Consider the following 21,575-nt stretch of genomic DNA (forward strand, 5'->3'; position numbering starts at 1 on the left):
CGGAGTGCGGGTTTACGGCATGTTTTAAAAAAGTGCAAAGCCGGCAAAAGAGTGTTATACCGCCATATTCGCGCTGCAAAAATATCCGATTGCCTTCACCGCTGCCCCCTCCTAAAGTGGGGTTGGTAACATACAGCGGAATGGAGTGGAACGCAAATGATGAATAAGCTTTATCACGGCGCGGCTTTTTATCCGGAATTGTGGAGCGGCGAAATCGTCCGGGAAGATATCCGGCGGAGGCGAAAAGCGTCGGCACGCTCATCGGCGGTCCATCGCCAGGCTTGTCCTTCCTGACGGAAATGAAGCGGGGGCAAGGCAGAATCGTGCTGCTCGGCACGCTGCCTGCAGGAGACGAAGGCAGCGAGATGCTGGAGCGGATGCTGATCCATTACGGGAAAGAAACCAACGTAACGCGGATGGCGGAAGTGACGACCGGCACGATCGTGGCGCCGCGCGAATCGGAGACGGAGGAGTTATGGGTCATCGTCAACATGAACGGAGAAGGTGGGAGCGTGACGCTGCCTCGCGAAGGATTTGACAAGCTGAGCGGCGAGCGTGTCGCCGCAGACCGGATGGAAGTGGGCCGCTATGAATACCGCATGATCGCCTTCCCTCCGGCTTCACCAAGTAGTGACGTAAATGGCCCCATGCCTTGCAGCCTTCAAATAGAAAAAGCCGCATTCGCTTGGTTTAGCGGATGCGGCCGGTTCAGCATCATTATGAAGTGGCGGAAGTGTTATGTTCCCGCTCCGCTTCATATACATATTCAATGTCATCGTAAGCTGCCAAATAATTGACGACCAGATCGTATCCTTGCAGATACCAGGTGTCCTGTTCCTCTATAAAAAAGGCGACACCCTCAAGCTCTTCCTTCAGCACCGGATGCTCCGGGTTCTCCACGGAAATGCCGAGCGAAAATCCGGGATGCAGTCCGCCGCCCGAGCTGTAGCGGGGAAAAAAGCGAAGCGCCGCGCCCTCTGCCAAATTCAATTCTCGTTTGTACCAGCGTGCAGCGTCTGGGCTGATCCGCAGTTCCATCTGGTTTCACTCCCTCTCTCTAATCTGTATGTTCATAAGTACATCATAACATTTTTTTGCTGATTCCTGAAAATATAAATTGACAGCTCTCTTGACGCGATGATAAAATTTTCTGCATACGAGATCCGTTTTCAATTTATTCCCAAATGAACCCGGCAAGGTCGTGTCCTTGATACGCAAGTGCTCCCTGCTCGGGCTCAAGACCAACATCAACAAGAAAGGGTGAGTTCTGTGTTCAATATGATAAATTTTCATCCACGCAACCATCATCAAGATCTTTATCAATTGAATACTGGAGCAGCTCTGCTGGTGAGGCCTTCTTAAGGAGCGCGACGACGTCGTGCCTCTTGGAGCCATTGAATATTAACCTTCCGCGGTACGGCTGCTCACACTCAACCGTACGCATGATAAATGTAGGATTGCAAGGCATATCGTCCGTTTACGGATGGTATGCCTTTTTTAATTTTCCATGAACTCCGCAAGCAAGAACTGCCGGCATTTTAGACATGAGAGGAAGTGAAAGTTTTGTTTTCCGTACTTAAAAACCTGGGCTGGTTTTTCCGCCAGGAAAAGAAGCGTTACCTGATCGGTTTGATCATGCTGATCCTCTGCGGAATCGGCGAGTTGTTTCCCCCGCGTTTTCTCGGAAACGCCATCGACGAAATCGTCCGCGGCTCGATTACCTGGACTTCGCTGACACGGTATATTGTGCTGATTCTCGGTACGCTCACCGTGATTTACATCATCACCTACATATGGATGCACAAGCTGTTCGGCGGGGCTAACCTCGTGGAGCGCATCCTGCGTTCCCGCTACATGAACCAGCTGCTGCGCATGGTCCCTCCGTTCTTCGAACGGAACCGGACGGGTGATTTGATGGCTAGAGCCACCAACGACCTTCGTTCCGTCGCCAACACGGCGGGCTTCGGCATGCTTGTGATGACAGACTCGACGGTGTACCTCAGCGTCGTGCTGCTGGCGATGGGCTTTCTCATCAGCTGGAAGCTGACGCTCGCCGCCATCCTGCCGCTGCCGTTTATCGCCTTGGCCATGAAAATTTACGGCAAGGTCATCCACGAGCGGTATACGGCCGCTCAGGACGCGTTCGGCGATATGAACGACCAAGTGCTGGAGTCGGTCGCCGGGGTGCGTGTCATCCGGGCGTACGTTCAGGAGCGTGAGGACCAGCGCCGGTTCAAGGAAATTACGGACGATGTGTACCGCAAAAATATGCGGGTCGCCAAGCTGGACGCCCTGTTCGAGCCGACCATCCGCTTGTGCGTAGGCGCAAGCTACGTGATCGGCCTGGCTTTCGGCATTTATCTCGTTTTTAAAAATCAAATTACCCTGGGGGATCTCGTATCGTTCAATATGTACCTTGGGATGATGATCTGGCCGATGTTTGCGATCGGTGAGCTGATCAACGTCATGCAGCGGGGCAGCGCCTCCCTCGACCGGGTTAATGAGACGTTATCGGTCGTGCCGGACGTTCAGGATGCGCCCGATCCGGTTCGGGTGGAGCGTCCCGACACGATTGAGCTGCGGGATGTCACGTTCCGGTATCCGACCTCATCGGTCGACAATCTGAAGCACATTAACCTGACCTTGCATAAGGGCCAGACGCTCGGCGTCGTGGGACGCACCGGTAGCGGTAAGTCGACGCTCTTGAAGCAGCTGCTGCACGAGTATCCGACGGGAACAGGCGATATTCTGATCTCGGAGGTTCCGATCGAGCGCATTACCCAAAACCAGCTTCACAGCTGGATCGGCTATGTTCCGCAGGAACAAATCCTGTTCTCTAAATCGGTCCGGCAAAATATCCAGTTCGGCAAATTCCAGGCTGAAGACGACATCATTATGGAAGCGATCGCGACAGCTGCGTTTGACAACGATCTGCACACGCTCGCAGCCGGACTTGACACCCTCGTCGGCGAGAAAGGCGTATCCCTTTCCGGCGGCCAGAAGCAGCGCGTATCGCTTGCCAGGGCGTTCATCTCCGATCCGGAGATCCTGATTCTCGATGACGCCCTCTCCGCGGTCGACGCCCGGACCGAGGCGCGGATCATCGAAAATATCCGCAAGCAGCGCTCCGGCAAAACGACGCTGATCTCCACGCACCGCCTGTCCGCCATCGAACATGCAGACTGGATCGTGGTGCTGGATGAAGGAGCCATCGTCGAACAAGGAACCCACACGCAGCTGCTCTCCAAGGGCGGCTGGTACCGCGAGCAGTTTGAACGGCAGCAGGTCGAAAACAATTTGTCCACTTAAAAATGAGGTGTAAACCTATGAATTCTAAAGCTAGCGTAGGCAAGCGGCTGTTCCAGTACGCCCTATGCGCCAAAGGCATCTTTATCGCGGCCATCATCGCCCTGGCGATCGGCGTCGGCGCCGAGCTTGCCGGCCCGTTCATCGCCAAGACGATGATCGACGATCATATGCTGGGCATTGAAAAGCCATATTTTGAAACGACATCATCTGAAAACGCCGTATCCTACAACGGCCATTATTACAAGCGCGGCGACCGCTTCGGTGAAGGAGAAGCCAAAGGCCAGGAAGTCCGGCTGCTGCAAACCGGACGGGACTTTTATTTTGTCAACCAGCCCGTAGCCAATCCGGACGGGGAGCGCAAATTCGAGAACGGACAGCTGACGATCAGCCGCGGCGGCGCTGTGGAGACCTATCCGGCCGCCAAGCTGTCCGCGAGTGAGCTGTATTCCTTCTACAAGCTGGAAATACCGGGTATTTTGAAGCTCGTCGGACTGTACTGTATTTTCCTGGTGATCAGCATCTTTACGGAATTCGGCAAAACGTACTGGCTGCAGTCTTCCGCCAATAAAGTCATCCAGAAGCTGCGGACTGACGTCTATGCGCACATGCAGCGGCTGCCGGTATATTTCTTCGATACACTGCCTGCCGGTAAGGTGGTCTCCCGAATTACCAATGACACCGAAGCGGTCAAGGACCTATTCGTTGCGGTGCTGTCGAACTTCAGCTCGGGGATCATCTACATTACCGGGGTGTATATCGCCTTGTTCCTGCTGGATGTCCGGCTCGGCCTCGTCTGCTTGTTCGTCGTCCCGCTGCTGATCGTATGGATCGTGCTCTACCGGAAATTCGCGACCAAGTACAACACGATCATCCGGTCGCGCTTAAGCGAAATTAACGCCATTATCAATGAGTCCATTCAAGGGATGTCCATTATCCGCGTATTCCGCCGGCAGAAGCAGACATCCGAAGAGTTTGAAGCCTTGAACGACGACTATATGAAGCATCAGAACAAAATGCTCAATTTGAATGCGCTAACGACACACAATCTGGTCAACGTGCTGCGCAGCTTCTCCTTTGCCGTGATCCTTTGGTACTTCGGCTTTGGCACGCTGACCGGAGGCAGCGCCGTGTCGCTCGGCGTGCTGTACGCCTTCGTCGACGTGCTGGGGCGCCTGTTCCAGCCGATCACCGGTATGGTCAATCAGCTCGCCGCCCTGGACTCTTCCATGGTCTCGGCCGGCCGCGTATTTACGCTGATGGATGAGCCGGGCGAAGACGTGACGGACGGAAGTATGCCGCGGTACAAAGGCAACGTTGAGTTCAAAAACGTCTCCTTTGCCTACAAGGAAGACCATTATGTCCTGAAGAACATCAATTTTGAAGCGAAGCAGGGGCAGACGGTTGCTTTGGTCGGCCATACCGGTTCCGGCAAAAGCTCGATTATCAACCTGCTGTTCCGGTTCTATGACCCGCAAAAAGGGACGATCACCATCGACGGCCAGGATGTGACCGCACTGCCGAAGCAGTGGCTGCGCCATCATATGGGCATCGTCCTCCAGGATCCGTACCTCTTCACAGGTACGATCGCCTCGAACGTCAGCCTGGGCGACGCCAAAATATCGCGCGAGCAAATCGAAAAGGCGCTGCGCGATGTCGGCGCCGAGCGGATCCTGGCGCATCTGCCGCAGGGCTTCGATGAGCCTGTCGTCGAGAAGGGCAGCACGCTCTCGGCGGGACAGCGCCAGCTGATCTCGTTTGCGCGCGCTCTCGCCTTCGATCCGGCGATCCTCATTCTCGACGAGGCCACGGCCAACATCGATACCGAGACGGAGAGCCTGATCCAATCCGCGCTGGAGGTGCTGAAGAAAGGCCGTACTACGTTCATCATCGCGCACCGTCTTTCGACCATCCGCAGCGCCGATCAGATTCTGGTGCTGCACCGGGGCGAGATTGTCGAGAAGGGCAGCCATGACGAGCTGATGAAGCTCGGCGGCAGATACTATCAAATGTATCAGCTTCAGCAGGGCTCGGGTGCAGCCGCACCTGCCCCGGACAGCGGGATCAAGGCACAGCCACCGGTTCAGGCGCCTTCACCGGTGTAATTCGCCGGGTGACACCATACAGACTGCATCCAGCGATTCTTGACCGTGGTCATCCCACGGCCATGTGACCACTATGGGGTTAACATTAAAAGAACGTATACGAAAAACACTAAAAAGGGAGCGAATCCGTGATCGGATCGCTCCCTTTTTAATGCCATGAGCATACACTTAGTAACCATTCTATTACTACTTCTGTTTCGCTGATAATGGACGGACATGCTGTTACACCTTACACCACTATGCCTCTGCTCGGTCGTTTCGGCGTTGCGCTTATCCGGCTCCGCCATCATCCCCATACGGCTTACGGCTGTTATGCAAGATTGTTACAGCGGTTTCCTCAGCTGCATCTCCCGTTTCTCTCCTGCTCATCCGGTCCTCCCGATATGGTCATGACCGTTCTGCCGTTGTTCGCCCCGGCTGCGCGGCTGCACCGGAATCCGGATCGTCACGCAGGTTCCGATCCCCGGCCGGCTGTACAGGGAGACGCCGTAATCGCTGCCGAAATACAGCTTGATCCGGTCGTTTACGTTCCGGATGCCGTAACCTTTGCGCTGCTGCGAGGTGCCTGACCCGGCCGTGCCCGCACCCGAGCCTGAGCCGGACAGTTCCTCCACTCGCTCCCGAGTCATCCCGCTGCCATCGTCAATGATCTGGAAAACGATCGAGCCGGTCCCGGCGTCCATCCGCCCGACAACCCGGATATAAATCCGGTCCCCGCGCCAGGCATGCTGCAGCGCGTTCTCGATGAACGGCTGAAGAATCAGCTTCACCGTCATAAACTTGACGATCTGCGGGTCGATGTCAAAATGAACCTCCATCCGCTCACCGTACTTGACCTGCTGGATATCGATGTATGCCTGCGCCTGCTCAATTTCGTGATAAATCGAAATGACGGTCTGCCCTTCATTCAGCGACAGCCGGTAAAACTTCGCCAGGTTCATCACCATCTGGTGCTGCTTATCCACTTGCCCGAACTTGGCCAGCCGGCTGATCGATGAGAGCGTATTGTACAGGAAGTGCGGGTTGATCTGGGCCTGCAGCGTCTCGAGCTCCGCTTCCTTTTTCTTTAAATTTGTGACGTACACTTCCTGGATCAAATGCTCCGTCTGCTCGCCCAGCTTGTTCAGCGAGCCGGCGATGATCGTAAACTCGTCGTTCCCCCGGTAATGGATCCGCTTGTGGAAATCCCCCTGCTGAAACCGCTGCAGCACCGATACGACCTTGGACACCCGCCTGGAAAAGAAGCGGGACACCCCGTAGGCGACGATCGAGATCAGGCCTACGCTGAGCAGACAAATGATCAACGTGAGCAGGTTCACCTTGCGCGTGTCCTGCTCTACCACGCTGTTCGGTACGTAGGCAGCCAAATTCCAGCCGAGCTCCGGCAGCGTTTCCTCCAGCATCGTATAGCGGCCCGGATCGATCTCCATCTTGCTCCCGGGTTCGGAAGCCTGCAGCAGACCGCTTTCGCCGGAAGCGTACATTCGCCGGCCGCCCTCCCCGCTGACCGACAGCATGCTGCCGCTGCCGATTTTGCCCGCATCGACGCTCCGGAAAATTTCGGACAAATAAACGCTGATCCGGATAAACCCGATCGTTTCCAGCTTCATTGGATCGCGGGTATCGACCAGCCGCCGCAGCAGCGAGATTCTCCCGAACACGCCGTCGTCCTCCACCTGCCTCCACACGACGGTTTTGCCGTATTCCTCCGGAGGAAAGTCAGCGTACCACGGTTTGTTCTGAATCCGGTTCAAATGGTACAAATCCCAATGATTCCCCCTGGTCAAAGGGTCCGTTCCCGGCGGGTCGGCGTTGTAGATTTCGGGCAGCGTTTCGTTTTTTAAATAAATGCTCATCCAGATCCGCAGGTTGCTCGAATCCGTGACCTGGCGGAACTTCGGAATCAGAAGCTTTTTTGTTGTCTGGTAGCTGACCCAGCCCTCCTCGTATCGCATCAGCTCCAAGGGCATGCTTTCGTCAAAGTACAGCAAGTCCGACAGCCGCTGCGTGTCCTCCATTTTATAGGCGATGTTGTCGCGGATCTGCTTCAGCGTCCCGGTCAAATTCGTGTTCATTTGCTCGCGGTAGGAGTTGACGAGGATTGTATTGGCGATATAACCGAACATAAAAATCGGCACGATGATCAGCACCAAATAAGAGATAAACAGTTTGACGCCAAAGGGCAGGAACAGCTTCCCGCCTGGCGGCCTCATTGCCGCGCGCCTCATTATACGTTTCTCCGGAACTGGCCCGGCGTCATGCCGAACACTTCTTTAAATTGCCGGCTGAAATAGGGCATATACCGGTACCCGACCCGGTCGGCCACTTCGTAGACCTTCACTCTGGGGTCCCTGAGGAGCTCGCCCGCTTTCTCCATCCGCAGGTGAATGACGTATTCGCTGAAATTCGTGCCCATCACTTCCTTGAAGAGCGTTCCCAAATAGTTTGGGGAAAAGCACAGGTGGTCGGCGACCTCCTTCAGCGTCACATTTTCGTGCAGCTGCTCTTTCACGTACCGGATCATTTCGTCAACGAGCTTCGAGCTTTTCTTCTGCTTACGGCGCTGAATAACCTCAGCGGCGGCAAAGAGCCGTTTTCGCAGCCAGGAACGGATATCGTCGATCGTCTCGAGCTGCAGCATCACATCCGGACTGCCTCCCGTTTCCTCTTGGAGGGCGTTCGCAAGGCTCTCGTTGATCGCCCGGAGGTGATGCTCGAGCCCAAGCAGGATGTGCATGACGAAATATTGGATTTTCAGCTTCGACCTCATCCCGGCCGCAGCGGCGAACAGACGGTCGATTTCGTCGCTGACCGTGACGAGATCGAAGTTCACTACAGCGGTATACAGCGGCTCGAGCGGCAGAGCGGTTTGGGAAGGCTGCTCGAGGGCATCGTCCCATTTCAGTTCCCCATGGCGGATGACCCGGCCCTTGCCGGCAATCAGCTTGCACGACAGTGCCTCCAGAGCCTCACCATAAGAACGGCGCAGCCCGGTCAGATTTACCGCTTCTTCTCCTACACCGACTGTGACGGAGAAGGGATGCAGCTCTTGAATCCGATCCGCCAGAGCCGACAGCGCTTGTAAGTCCACCCCGTCCTCGATCAGCACGAAAATCCGCCGTCGCGAAGTTTTGCACACATGCCGGATCCGGGCCTCGGCGAGCAGCGGAACCAGCGAATCGTAAAATCGGTTGAACCATTCCTGCTGGCGGTGTTCCGGCATCGGGTCGAGCTTCCAGCTGAGGTCGTCCAGCTCGACGGCGGCCGCACGCACCGGCCATCCTAAACGGTCAAACCCGTAGCTTTCCTGCAGCACCCCGGCAGCCTCTTCGGCTTCCGCGCCTTCGAGAAGCTTCAATAGATAGTCGTTTTTGGCGATTTCCCGGTAAGCTTGTTCGTTCTGCTGCCGCCGTTTCTCCTGATCAAGCTGCTGCACGACGGTGCGCAGCGCATCGGTCAGCTCCTTATCGTCCATCGGCTTCAGCACGTAGCTGAACGCATTCAGGGCAATCGCCTCTTTAACATAGTGAAAATCCTGGTAACCGCTCACGAAAATAACCCGAAGCCGGCCCGCGAACTCCCGTGCCTTTCTGGCCAGCTCCAGGCCTGTCATGCTAGGCATATGTACGTCTGTTACTAAAATATCGACCGGCTGGCATTCCAGCAGTGCCAAGGCGTCAAACCCATTGTTCACCGCGCCTGTCACTTCCAGCCCCAGTTCTGCCCAAGGAATAAAAGAGCGCATACCGTCCAGATCAAGAATCTCGTCATCCACGATCAACACCTTGTACATGAGCTCATCTCCTGATCATTAAAATGAATACTATGGTCAGATCCCGGCTTCAGACAAACAGCCGTTCATCCGTCCCACGCGATCATGCCATCTACCCTGAATACGCCCCGGACGCTGGAGAAGCGAGCAGCCGCCCCGGGTCGGGACGGCATCCTCGCGAATAGAAGAATTAGTATCATTATACTAGAACATGCTAGATTTAGATTATTGACCGCCGATTTTTTTCAGGTTCTCCTGCCATTTCTGCGTCTTGTATTCGAGCAGTTTGTCGTATCCGACTGCCAATGCGTCCTTCTGCGCCTGGTCCAGAATTGCCAGCACCTCGTCGTCGCTCTTCGCGTACAGCGCCTTGGCGCGGGATTCGGAGAAGATTTCGTCCACGCTCTGCTGAATGATACCTTCTTCGGTATCCGGCAGCGGGCTCAGGTTGACGAAGGCGGTGGCGTTATACTGCGTTTTCCACGTAATTTCGGATTGGTAGCGGCTCTCCCAATTTTGTTTTTCCGGCGGGAGCGTCTTCTCGAATTTCATCTTCGACTTGTCGATATAGACGGTATTGCCGTTCCACTGGAGATTCACCGTCGCATCCATAATATCGCTGCGCTTTTGGATGTCGTTAGTGTATGTGTCGGTAAAGACCGGATATCCTTCTTCATCCGTGCCCTGCCACAGCGTTCCTTCAGGTCCCCACATGATGACCCGGCTTCCTTCTTCTCCGGTCAGCCAGTCAAGGAACGCAAAGATCTTCTCCGGATCTTTGGCGGACTTTGTAATGACGGCCACGTTCCAGCCCAGCTGATTGTAGGTTCCCGTCCATATCTTGTTTTTGTCCAGCCCTTCCTTATGCACAGGCCAGATCATTTCGTAGCCGGAGGTCGGGTCCTTTTTCTTGAGCTCCACGTCACCCTTGCTGCCGTATTCCGTCGGGCTCGCTCCGGCCGCGATGGCAAAACGGCCGTTGTACGCTTTTTCAAGAATCTGGTCTTTCGTTTGGGTTAATGCGTCCTGGGCCATCAGCTTTTCGCGGAACAGCTTGGAAGCAAACTGCATGGACTCGCGGTAGACCGGATCCTGGAAAATGGACGTCAGCTTATTGTCGACCGGCACGGCTCTCTCTTTCAAATACACCGGCGGATGGTCTTCCCCGAACGCCCCGTACAGAATATCAAGCCCCTGCCCGTCCTTGGCCAAATCCGGCTCGAACGGCACCATGTTCGGATACTTGGCCTTCACGCTCTTCAGGTAGTTATACAGATCGTCAGTTGTCTCCAGCTTTGGCGAGCCAAGCTCTTTGTACACCTTGCTGTTCATCAGGTATCCGGCATTGCCCGCAGGCTGCGAGGTATACCAGTTCGGGAATTGGTACAGCTTGCCGTCACTTGAGCGGAGCATGTTGAGCGTCGAGTCACCGGCCCATTTTTTCAAATTCGGATATTTGTCCAGATAGTCGTCATAAGGCACCAGCATGCCTGCCGCACGCAGCCGCTCCACATCGGCGCCGCGCTCCATCCAGATCACGTCAGGCAGCTCTTTGGATGCGATCATCGTGTTGAGCTTTTGGGCCGCATTGCCGCCGGAGTTGATGGCCGTGACATTGACCTTTTTGTTATCCTGAATCCATTTGCTCGCAACGTCCCCGCCCCAGTTCGGCATCGTATACCAGTCATAGTGGCCGTAGAACGTAAAGTCGACTGGTGCGCTGCCGAGCTGGAAGGGCTCCGAGGCGCTGCCGCTTCCTTCTTTCGTTTCGGATTTACTCTCTGCCTTCGGTGCGGCTCCGTCGGTCGTCTTCTCCCCGCCGCCTGAACAGCCCGCCAGTGCCGTGGCTGTCGTGCACAGGAACACCAAGGCCACGAGCAGCGATCTTCTCCAACTTTTCATGCGTGATAACCCCTTTTCCCTATTGTCAAATTTATGTTCAAAGCAGCAATCGCTCCAAACCCTACTCCTTCAACGATCCCACCATGACGCCCTTCACGAAATACTTCTGCACAAACGGGTACACAGCGATAATCGGCAGCGTCGCCACCATCATCGTCGCCATTGAAAGCGACTTGGTCGTCACGCTTTTCATCGTTTCGAGCCTGCTCTGGGCAGCCGAGTCCAGCTTGGACATCTGCTCGGTCATAATATTCGTGCTCAGTATCTGCTGAAGCATGGATTGGATCGGCAGCAGCTTCTCGTTGGTGATGTAAATGCTGGGCAGAAACCACTCATTCCAATGAGCGACCGCGGTGAACAGCCCGAGCGTGGCGATGACCGGTCCCGACAGCGGCAGGATAATCCGGAAAAAAGTGGCCCAGTTGCCGCAGCCGTCGATTTTGGCCGATTCCTCCAGGCCTCCGGGAAGCCCCATGAAAAACGTCCGGAAGATGATCATGTTCCATACGCTGATCAGACCCGGGATGATAAACACCCAGAACGAATTCATCAAGCCCAGACCGCGGACGACGAGAAACGTCGGAATGAGCCCGCCGCCGAAATACATCGTCACGACGCACATCAGCATGTAAAACTTGCGGCCGATCAGCTCCTTCTTCGTCATGCCGTAGGCGAAGATGGCGGTGCACAGCACCGACAGAATGGTGCCGACGACCGTCCGGAGCACGCTGATCAGAAACGCGTTGGCAATCCGGTCATCCTGAAAGACGACCCGGTAATTTTCCAGCGACCATACCCGCGGCCAGAACGTGATCCCGCCGAGTGCCGTGTCCATGCCGTTGTTCAGCGAAATGACCAGTCCGTTCCAGAACGGGTAGAATGTGCTGAATCCCAGTAAAATAAGCAGCAAATAAATGAAGACCATCATGATCCGGTCACCGGTACTTGTATATTTCACAATACTGCAGCCTCCCTGTTTCCTGCGGTGTCTCCCGCGCTTACCACAAGCTGTTTCCCGACCTGCGGGCAAAGTAGTTGGCAAAGGTCAGCAGGCCGACGCTGATCACAGCCTTGAACAAGCCCACCGCCGTGGCGTACGAGTAGCGCTGGTTCGTGATGCCTACCCGGTACACATAGGTATCGATGACGCTGGCCACATCCCGCAGCACCGGATTTGCCCCGAGCAGGAGAATGTCTTCAAAGCCGGCGCTCAGCAGATTGCCAATCGCCAGGATCATAAAGATGACGACCACCGGCATGATGGACGGGATCGTGATCATGAACACCTGCTTGACCCTTCCCGCTCCGTCGATCGACGCCGCCTCATACAGGCTGGGGTTGATCCCTGCGATCGCCGCCAGATACACGATCGAATTGAATCCGATCTCCTTCCAAACGCTGGTCGAGACGATAATGCCCCAGAAATACTCCGCCCGTCCCAAAAAGCCGATCGGCTCCTTAATCAAATGCAGCTTCTGCAGCAGGATGTTCAGGCTGCCGTTATCCGTGGACAGGATCGACATAGCAAACCCGGCTACGATCACCCAGGACAGAAAGTGTGGCAGGTAGCTGATCGTCTGAACGACCCTTTTGAAGAACATTTGCCTGACTTCGTTCAGCATCAGGGCCAGAATGATCGGCGCGGGAAACCCGATACCAAACTTCAGCAGGCTGATGATGATCGTATTGCGCAGAATCGTCCAAAACTCCGGTGCATGAAAAAACATGCTGAAATGCTTGAATCCCACCCACGGACTGTTCCAAAACCCGTTAAAAATGTTATAGTCCTGAAAAGCCATCAGTACGCCGTACATCGGTATGTATGAAAAAATAAAAATCAAAATGAGCGCCGGTATGACCATCAGCTGAATATCCCACTGCCTGAGCATCCGGTAAGCCAATCCCCGCTTTTTCCTCCTCTCGGTGATGGGCACGCTGTTCGCAAGCTGCGACATCCTCTTCCCCCCTTGCCAACATTGTAAACGGGATGGGTGCCGCGATACTATTTGCCTCGTCAACGAAAAATGATACTTTTAACCGGAATATTCCTATTCTTGATCCAGCCGCAAAAAAATCCCCCTGTCTCCGGTATTCCGGAAAGCAGGGGGATCCAGTATCACCGCGATGTGCGGACGATACGATACATTGTTTATTGGGTAACGGAAGGCATCTCTTCGAGCGATCCCTTCAGGGAAATGCCCGCACCGAGGCCGCCGCCGGTTTGCTTGACGCTGACCTGAATTTTGCTGTCCATGTAAAAGGAAGCCTTGGCCGTGGAAATGACCTGCGGATACATCATGCCGGGGGCGGGTTTCGTGACGGTGTAATAGGCGACCGCCTTTCCTTCCGAGACGAATTCGATCCGGTCGATCTTGAGGCCGTACCCCGGATTCGGCATGTCCTCTTTGGTAAGGACGATCCGGTTCACCTGGTCGTTAACCTTCTCAACACTGACAGCGACCTGGTCATCGTTCTCCGGCTGATTTACCGGCTGATGCGAAGCAACGAAATTCATGGCGTGATAGACCATCTCCGCCGCCTCCATCCGGGTGATGTTGTCCCTTGGATGGAACTTCTGCTGCGCATCTAGCTCGGCTATGTGGGTAAGGAGCAGAAACTGGACGGCTTCCCGCGATCCGGAAGCCATGTCGTTCTCATCCTGGACCGTGACGTACATTTTGATCAGCGGGTAGTCGCCGGTAGCGGTAACGGCTTTGTAGAGCATCTGCGCGAACTCTTCCTTCGTGACCTTGTCGTTCCAGCCGCCGATGGTCGATGCCACAATCCCGTGATCCAGCGCCGTTTCGGCTGCTTGAGCATACCAGGCTGTGGATGGAACCGCCAGCGTCCCGGCGTTCGCTGCACCTGCATCCGGCTGAAGCTTCATCGCTTTCACCAGCATCTGCACGCTTTGGGCTGCCGTCAACGGCTCGGCCGGACCGAACCGGTCCGCGGAAATGCCGTGAATGACCCCTTGCGTTTGCAGCGCTTCGGCGATACCCTCCTGCTGCTTATTCGGCAGATCCGAGAACGCATACGCGGAAGACGCCGACACCAGACAGCCTGCCGCCACCATGAACGCAGCCCATTTCTTTGTGATTTTCATCCAAATCACCTCCTCAGCCTCTCAGACGGGGAACCTCCCGCAAATGTTTCAATATGCCCGTAGGCCGGAATGCCTATTTTATGACGAGTCAGTGCTTATTGGAAACTCCCGGCTGATCATTCTCCAGCCCCAGCTTGACGTATAATTCATTCGTGTACCCCTGCAGCTTCTGCTCGAGCTCCTGGGCTTGATCCCGAAAAGCGGTCAGCTCGCGGATCATCCGTGCGCGCCCGTCCGGCGTGAACGTCTCCTTGATCCGTTCCTTGAAATAATCGTGAACGATATAATTCCGCTGCTTCCATACCTCTTTTAATAGAAGCGTCTCTTCTTCCGTAAAAGGAAAGTGATGCCGGATTTCGTTGACGAGCTGGCCCAGGGAACTGCTGAGCTTGCGGCGGTACAGCTCGGTCAATTCCTCTTCGGAGGGAACCTCCCCCTTCGACAGCTTCATCAGCATCAGCAGATTGGTCAGCTGCTGCTCCAATGCCTGCGAATAGTATACGGCCAAGCCGAAATACGCGAACAGTTCCTTCGATTGCTGCTCGATACCTTGTAGACCGACTGATTTCATGCTTTTCCTCCTGACTCCTGCTGCCGAGGTTCAACCTCTTATGTACAAATTCCTGATCGGACAGACCTATCTCCATGTTACCGTGCTTACGGCCCAATCACAACCCGGGGGTAGAAGGAAATCAACGGTTCCAATGTTCTGGGAAAAGCCCAATGTATCAGCCTATGTTCCGGCATCACGGTATGCGGAGAATATCCAATAGGCTGCGGCCAGAGCAAAAGCATACAGGTATGTATACCCGATGACTCCCCATACGCCTGTAAGAAGAGCGGTATCACTTCGCATCAGGGTGTCGATCATTTCAGCCACCGGAGGGAAGGCCCAGCGGATCCAGGATAACCCTTCGGGCAGCTTGGCCGCAAACTGCCTCGCCCCAATCGATAAAATGACGATGATCAGCAAAATCGCCGTCGCGCGGCTGATATTGCGGATGTAAGCGGCTTGAAGGAAATAGCTGATGCCTGCGCCCAGCATGCCCAATGCCAGATGCCCGGAAGACGCGATAAGCCACTGCCGTGCGCTGACCGTTTCGGCGAACATGTTCATCACCACAGGATACAGCAGGAAAAATGCGCTTAAAAAGACGATGACGGCGAGCAGGGCCAGCATTTGGCTTGCAGCATATTTCCGCATGCTCCCTGCGTGAATTACGCTGAGCTGTTCCAATACGGCGCCCGCATGATTCAGGAAGCTGAACGACAACCATGCCCCGCCAACAAACAGAAATGCGGAAGTGACCGCATAGCTGTCCATCACCGGATTCGGCTTGTAGGAGTACAAAAGCATCATCGCAATCAGCATGCTCCCCACAGGAGCAAAGTATCGGTAAGACCGGATGTAGCTGGCAAGTAAAAAAGAAGCGAGACGAATCATAGCGTTCCTCCTTCTAAGGCAGCCGCCGCAGTCTTGAGCAGCTCGCCTAGATCCACTTCGGACGGTTCGTGCTGCGAAACGGATACGATATGACCGCCACCGTTAAGGATCCGCTGCAGCACATGATCGCTCAAGTCCGTTCTTACATGAATCTCGGATTCCGCCCCCTCTTTTACCCAAGCCACTTCCCTATCGCCGATCCCCTCTAAAGACTGGCGGACGCGTATCGGATCTCCATGAAAAACAATAGTCGCATACCGGACCGTTTCTATGCGGAACCCGCGCTCCTCCTTAACGATCTTTCCGTTCTCAAGCAGTACGATACGATCGGCCATTTGGTTGATCAGCTCCGGCTCATGGACGGACATGACCATCGCGGTCCCCATCCCCTTGATGTCCATCAGCAGGCGGACCACCTCTTTCTGCGAGGGGGTGTCGATCCCGGACAAAGGCTCATCCAGCAGCAGAAGCCTTGGTTTCCCCATCACCGCCTGAACCAGATTGATCTTCTGCAGCATGCCTTTCGAAAAATGGCACATTCGAACATCCCTGTACGAATCCATCCCCAGTCTCTTGAGCCATTCGGATATTTCCGACTGGACGGTCCGCTTGTCCATCCCTCGCGTAATGCCCATGCTCATCAAATACTCGCCCGGCGTAAACGGCAGCGCCGGAAACTTCTCGGCGACAAGTCCAATCGTGGGTCTTCGGACGCCCTCCATCCGCCGTCTTCCCTCGGTAGGACGGGATAATCCGGCCAGCAAGCGCAGCAGCGTGCTTTTGCCCGAGCCGTTTTTCCCGACCAGCGCCGTACACTCCCCTTTGGCGATTTCGAGCGTCATATGCTCAATCACTGCCCGGCGGTCGTAGCGTTTGCTGACATCCTCCAGCCGGAGGATGATCTCCGCCGGCGTGTTCCGCCGGCCGCTTTCTTGCTCCTGTACAGCCAACCAACTCTCCCCCCGTTCAACAAATGGCGTCACATCCGCTGCGGCGTTTTTAATCCGAGCAGATGCATCGTTCTCGCTAATGAAGAGCCCGTCAGCTCCGTCAGCTTCAGTCTCGCTTCCCTCAGGCTGCTGTCCTCGGTGACAATCCGTTCCTTGTTGTAAAAATGGTTGAACGCTTGAGCTACATCCAGCGCATACCGCGCCATCACCGACGGCTCGTTGTTCTGAATCCCGCGCTTCAGCTGGTCCGGGAAGCGGGTCAGCAGCTTCAGCAGCTCCCATCCGGAATCTCCGAGCTGGCCGTTAACCGCTTGGGCAGGCCCGGCCGTTCCACTCTCCGGTTCCCCGGCCGTGCGTCCTTTGGACAGCACGCTTTGGGTACGCGCATACGTGTACTGAAGATACGGCCCTGTCTCCCCGTCGAAATTCAGCGCTTCCTCCAGGGAAAAATCCACTTCGTTCTGGCGGTTGTTTTTCAAGTCCCCGAAAATAATCGCCCCGATGCCGACCGCCTCCGCGACCTCCTCCTTATGCTCGAGGCTGCTGTTTTTCTCTTCGATGATTTGCAATGCCCGGGCAACCGCCTCATCCAGCACTTCCTCAAGATAGACGATCTTGCCGCGGCGGGTTGACATTTTCTTTCCTTCAAAGCGCATCAGGCCAAACGGCACATGCTCGCATTGATCCACCCAGTCTGCCCCCATCCGGCGCAGCACGGCAAACACCTGCTGAAAGTGCAGCCTCTGCTCGCCGCCCACGACATACAGCAGCTTGTCGCCTTTCAAGACATCGTGCCGGTAAAGGGCGGTTGCCAGGTCACGCGTCGGGTAGATGGTCGTTCCGTCCGTTTTGATGATCAGGCAAGGCGGCATCCCCTCCTCATCCAGGCGCACGACCAGCGCGCCCTCGCTCTCTTCGAGCAGATGCTGGTCGCGCAGCTGATCCACGACGGCACCCATCTTGTCGTTGTAAAAGCTTTCCCCGAGCGTATAGTCGAAGCTGACGCCAAGGCGGTCGTACATCCGCTGAAACTCCTCCAAGCTGACGTCCACGAAATATTTCCACAGCCGGTAAGCTTCCTCATCCCCGGATTCCAGCTTCCGGAACCAGTCCCTGGCCTCCGGCTCCAGCGTCTCATCATGGGGTGCTTCCTCATGAAACCGAACGTAGAGCTTCAGCGATTCCTTGATCGGATTGGCCGCAATGGCTTCATCGTTCCCCCAGCGTTTGTAAGCGGCGATTTGCTTGCCGAACTGCGTGCCCCAGTCTCCCAGATGGTTGATGCTGGCGACGTCGTACCCTGCCAATTTGTACATGTTGTACAGGGCAGCACCGATCATCGTGGAGCGCAGATGCCCGATGCCCATCGGCTTCGCGATGTTCGGCGAGGACATGTCGATGAGCACTTTTTCTCCTTTTCCCAGGTTCGGTCTATGATGCGATGACGTCAACTCGTCCATGATTTGCTGTTCATAACGCTTCCGGTCCAGCCTGAAGTTGACATAAGGGCCGGCGGCCTCCGCCTGTATTCCGTTTCGCCCGTCAAATTGGGCAGCCAGCTCTTTGGCGATGTCCGCAGGCGATTTTTTAAACGTTTTGGCCAGCGTAAAGCATGGGAAAGCGACATCCCCCATCTGCGGCTGCGGCGGGATTTCCAGCAGGTCCTCGATTTGCTGCTTCGTCCACGGCACGTGCGGCTCGAGCGCCGACGCGATCCATTCCTGTAACATAACAATCATCCTTTCCATATCGTAACGACTATCAGAAATTAAAAAAGCCCCCGTCTCTAATATAGAGACGAGAGCCGAATTCCCGCGGTACCACTCTAAGTAAACGGCCCATGCGCCAGCACGGCATCCGTTTCCCTTGAAGCCTGTAACGGCGGCTAACCGGACCTCTCTACTCCGCACCCATCTTGCGGTTATCGTTCAAAAGGCCGTCTCCCGGGTGCGCTTCATGAAGGCGCGGCATACCGGCTTCCACCATCCCCGGCTCGCTTGATGCTCTTACGCTTCACTACTCTCCCGTTCCATGACGTTCAATTTTCCAATAGTATACACGGGGGACAGCAAAGAATGCAACACCCCAATTTCCTGCCGCAGGATTGCCTGTTCATGTTACCTCTTATGCATCCTGTGCCCGTTGGCAGGAATCGCCGGGACGGCATACGGCCAAATCGTTCATTTCCAGCAGCTCGATAAACCTGGCCAGCCTTGGCAGCAGCGGCTCCGCCTGCTCGCCGAACCGGGCATGGAGCTTGCCTGCGATATCCGCCATCGAGTGGGAACCGTCGCAGCAGGCGGCCACTTCACTGCCCAGCGCATCCAGCCGGATCTGGACGACCGCCGGCTGCTTCAGCCATTTGACCGACTGGCGGGCCAACCATCCCTCCCGCGGCACGGACAACGTCACGATCCCTTCGGTCTTCTCCCACTTCACCTTCGAATGCAGCACCGGAACCAAGTCCAGCAAGTTGATCGGTATTCCCGCGGCGTCCTTCCGCTTTTTCCGGTAGCCCAGCATGTTGCTACACCTCCCGCTTCGTCACGACGGACTCTTTCTTTTGCCGGAGAGAGATCCAGGCCAGCATCAAGACGACAAGCAGGAAAACGACCAGCGGAAGCACATTGCTGGAGACCAGAACTTCTCCCGGAATCGGAACGCCGAGCCAGATCAGGATCGCAATGATCACCCCGATCAGCGATTCGCCGGCGATCAGGCCCGAAGCCAGCAGCGTCCCCGTTTCCACCCTGGCTTTGAGCAATCCGGCGTCCTTCCGCGATCGCCATTCCACAAACCAGCGAACGATACCGCCGACCATGATCGGGGTGCTGACATGAATCGGCAGGTAGATGCCGACCGCTACGGTCAGCGAGTTGAGACCCAGGAACTCGAACACAACCGCCGAAGCCGCACCGATAAAAATCAGCTCCCACGGCAAATTGTTCGACATGATCCCCTCCACGATCAGCCGCATCAATACGGCCTTCGGCGCAGGGAGCTGCTCGGATCCGAGTCCGTAGCTTTCGTTCAGCACGGACAGAATGAAGCCGATCACCAGACCGGATACGAGTACCCCGATCATCATGGCCACCTGCTGCTTCCAAGGCGTCCCGCCCACGAGGTAACCTGTTTTCAAATCCTGGGAAATGTCCCCGGCCACAGCCAACGCAACGCAGACGATCGCTCCAACCGTCAGTGCGGCGATCATTCCGCCCATACCTGATAACCCGGTCATCTTAAAAATAAACGTTACGATGAGCAGCGTCGCAATCGTCATGCCGGACACGGGTGAAGAGGAGCTCCCCACCAGGCCAACAATCCGGGAAGCGACCGTTACGAACAAAAAGCCGAAAATGGCGATGGCGATCGCGCCAATGATCCCCACGTCGGTCAGCGGGGCAAACGCGATGATAATGACGAGAAGCGCAATCATGATCGTCACCCAAAAGCCGGGAATATCAAACTGGGTGCGGACAAGCGTCACCTTCTGCCCGTCTCGTTTGCTCAAGCCGGACAAAGTTGCCGCCAGCGAACTGAACAGCATGGGCAGGGTTTTGACCAGCGTGATCAATCCCCCTGCCGCCACTGCGCCCGCGCCAATGTAGCGGATGTAACCCTCCCAGATGCCCCAGGCGTCCAGCTGCGAAATCGGCGCTTCGGCCGGTGACAGCACAGCTTGTGCGCCTCCGCCGAAAAAGCCGATCATCGGAATCATCACGAGCCAGGCCATGATCCCGCCGGCAAGCATCTGCCCCGAAATCGCCGGACCGATAATGTAGCCAACGCCAAGCAGCGCAGGGTATGTATCCATGCCGATGACCGCGTTTTTAAACCGGGAAATGCCGGTCTCGATCTCGGTCTTGAACCACTTGAAGCCATCACCCAGCGCTTTCACCAGCCCGCCGGCGATAAATCCGTACAGCACCATTTTTGCGCTCTTGCCGCCGGTTTCTCCCGATATGAGTACTTCGGCGCAGGCGGTGCCTTCCGGGTAAGGCAGCGTCTGATGCTCATTGACGATCAGCAGCCGGCGCAGCGGGATCATCATCGCGACGCCCAAAAATCCCCCGACGAGCACGATGAAGCTGACGGTTCCGATGCCCGGGACTTGATTCCACATATACAGGGCGGGCAGAGTAAAGATCGCCCCGGCTGCCACCGCCTCGCCCGCTGTCGTCATCGTTTGCACGATATTGTTTTCCAAAATCGATTTTCTCTTAAACAATCCTCGCAGGACACCGAGCGATATGACGGCGGCTGGAATGGATGCGCTGACCGTCAGTCCGATTTTAAGTCCCAGGTAGGCGTTGGCAGCTGCGAAAACAACCGCCAGGATGATGCCCAGAATGACGGCCAGCACCGTAAGTTCCGGCAGTGTTCTGGATGCAGGTATGTAGGGGATAAAGCTTGAAGATTCCTTGGTGCTTTGCTTGTCCATGTTGTTCTCCCTTCTGCCGATACAGGTTGTAGTAACCATTCATATGTTACCCGGATCCATGGAAAAACAATCGCATAGACGGAGGTGTAACCCTGAAACGAAAAAAGCCTGACCGCCGGGTCATCCCCCGGCAATCAGGCAGTCGTTCAATGCTGTATAATGATCGGTCAGGCCGCGACGAGCATTTGCCGGCAGGCTTCGGCGCAGCGGCGGCAGGCCTCGGCGCAGGCCTGGCAGTGATCGTGCTCGTGCTTGCTGCATTCTTCGGCGCACGCTTCGCAGGCCGTGATACACAGCTCGCAGATCTGCGTCACAAACGGGCTGTGGCGAAGCATCGACTGCGCCGCCAAATCGCAAATATCCGCGCATTCCCGGTCCAGACGGATGCATTCACGCAGCATGGCGAGCTCATACTCCTTCAGACTGGACACATAACACACATTACAGGCATTCATGCACTGCAAACAGGCTTCGATACAATCCTTGTACTGTTGTTCCTGATTCATCATGATCGATCTACCTCCCGTGATTGATTGCTCTGCACATCTA

The 21,575-nt window shown here is 55.7% G+C and carries 17 protein-coding genes and 1 other annotated feature; of the genes, 3 read left to right on the forward strand and 14 right to left on the reverse strand.

What is annotated here, in order from left to right:
• Positions 1-200 precede the first annotated feature (200 nt).
• Positions 201-797, forward strand: a complete 597-nt coding sequence (locus C7820_RS12480; protein WP_116231189.1) for a Beta-galactosidase C-terminal domain — start codon at positions 201-203, stop codon at positions 795-797.
• Here the strand turns inward: C7820_RS12480 and C7820_RS12485 are convergent.
• Entirely contained in the window at positions 718-1,038 is a 321-nt protein-coding gene (locus C7820_RS12485; protein ID WP_089546594.1) for a HesB/YadR/YfhF family protein, read from the reverse strand. The genes C7820_RS12480 and C7820_RS12485 overlap by 80 nt on opposite strands.
• 525 nt (positions 1,039-1,563) lie before the next feature.
• On the opposite strand from C7820_RS12485, the gene C7820_RS12495 reads away from it, so the two are divergent.
• Both C7820_RS12495 and C7820_RS12500 read left to right on the forward strand, forming a co-directional pair.
• Entirely contained in the window at positions 1,564-3,309 is a 1,746-nt protein-coding gene (locus C7820_RS12495) for an ABC transporter ATP-binding protein (RefSeq protein WP_116231191.1), read from the forward strand.
• 17 nt (positions 3,310-3,326) lie between these two features.
• Positions 3,327-5,411 carry an ABC transporter ATP-binding protein gene (locus C7820_RS12500; RefSeq protein ID WP_181909014.1) on the forward strand — a complete coding sequence of 695 codons (2,085 nt, stop codon included), beginning with the start codon at positions 3,327-3,329 and terminating at the stop codon, positions 5,409-5,411.
• A gap of 365 nt (positions 5,412-5,776) precedes the next feature.
• On the opposite strand, the gene C7820_RS12505 is transcribed toward C7820_RS12500, so the two are convergent.
• From C7820_RS12505 to C7820_RS12565, 13 genes are all read right to left on the reverse strand, one after another.
• The gene (locus C7820_RS12505; protein ID WP_258875223.1) at positions 5,777-7,639 is read right to left on the reverse strand and encodes a sensor histidine kinase; all 1,863 of its coding nucleotides are present in this window, start codon (positions 7,637-7,639) and stop codon (positions 5,777-5,779) included.
• On the reverse strand, positions 7,639-9,204 hold the full coding sequence (locus C7820_RS12510) for a response regulator (RefSeq protein ID WP_116231193.1): 1,566 nt from the start codon (positions 9,202-9,204) through the stop codon (positions 7,639-7,641). Before C7820_RS12510 ends, C7820_RS12505 begins: the two co-directional genes overlap by 1 nt.
• Positions 9,205-9,408: 204 nt before the next feature.
• Positions 9,409-11,085 (reverse strand): extracellular solute-binding protein, encoded by a 1,677-nt coding sequence (locus tag C7820_RS12515; protein WP_116231194.1) that lies wholly within the window; start codon positions 11,083-11,085, stop codon positions 9,409-9,411.
• Between the two features lie 61 nt (positions 11,086-11,146).
• A complete protein-coding gene (locus tag C7820_RS12520; RefSeq protein WP_089550132.1) occupies positions 11,147-12,013 on the reverse strand; it encodes a carbohydrate ABC transporter permease in 867 nt (288 codons plus the stop codon).
• Positions 12,014-12,083: 70 nt separating this feature from the next.
• Positions 12,084-12,974, reverse strand: a complete 891-nt coding sequence (locus C7820_RS12525; protein ID WP_244169236.1) for an ABC transporter permease — start codon at positions 12,972-12,974, stop codon at positions 12,084-12,086.
• 260 nt (positions 12,975-13,234) lie between these two features.
• Complete coding sequence (locus C7820_RS12530) at positions 13,235-14,191, reverse strand: protease complex subunit PrcB family protein (protein WP_116231195.1); 957 nt, start codon at positions 14,189-14,191, stop codon at positions 13,235-13,237.
• Positions 14,192-14,279: 88 nt separating this feature from the next.
• Entirely contained in the window at positions 14,280-14,762 is a 483-nt protein-coding gene (locus tag C7820_RS12535) for a hypothetical protein (protein WP_116231196.1), read from the reverse strand.
• A 162-nt stretch (positions 14,763-14,924) separates the two neighbouring features.
• A complete protein-coding gene (locus tag C7820_RS12540; protein WP_116231197.1) occupies positions 14,925-15,635 on the reverse strand; it encodes a hypothetical protein in 711 nt (236 codons plus the stop codon).
• Complete coding sequence (locus tag C7820_RS12545) at positions 15,632-16,585, reverse strand: ABC transporter ATP-binding protein (RefSeq protein WP_116231198.1); 954 nt, start codon at positions 16,583-16,585, stop codon at positions 15,632-15,634. Before C7820_RS12545 ends, C7820_RS12540 begins: the two co-directional genes overlap by 4 nt.
• A gap of 29 nt (positions 16,586-16,614) precedes the next feature.
• Positions 16,615-18,315, reverse strand: coding sequence for an arginine--tRNA ligase (gene argS, locus C7820_RS12550; RefSeq protein ID WP_116231199.1), 1,701 nt, complete (start codon positions 18,313-18,315; stop codon positions 16,615-16,617).
• A 60-nt stretch (positions 18,316-18,375) separates the two neighbouring features.
• Positions 18,376-18,626 (reverse strand) — a binding site (T-box leader).
• Positions 18,627-18,709: 83 nt separating this feature from the next.
• A complete protein-coding gene (locus C7820_RS12555) occupies positions 18,710-19,108 on the reverse strand; it encodes a PqqD family protein (RefSeq protein WP_116231200.1) in 399 nt (132 codons plus the stop codon).
• A gap of 4 nt (positions 19,109-19,112) precedes the next feature.
• Positions 19,113-21,026, reverse strand: a complete 1,914-nt coding sequence (locus tag C7820_RS12560; protein ID WP_116231201.1) for an OPT family oligopeptide transporter — start codon at positions 21,024-21,026, stop codon at positions 19,113-19,115.
• 167 nt (positions 21,027-21,193) lie between these two features.
• Positions 21,194-21,532, reverse strand: a complete 339-nt coding sequence (locus tag C7820_RS12565) for a four-helix bundle copper-binding protein (protein WP_076169531.1) — start codon at positions 21,530-21,532, stop codon at positions 21,194-21,196.
• Positions 21,533-21,575 lie beyond the last annotated feature (43 nt).

The organism is Paenibacillus sp. VMFN-D1, assembly GCF_003386155.1.
GTDB classification, from domain to species: domain Bacteria; phylum Bacillota; class Bacilli; order Paenibacillales; family Paenibacillaceae; genus Paenibacillus_AQ; species Paenibacillus_AQ favisporus.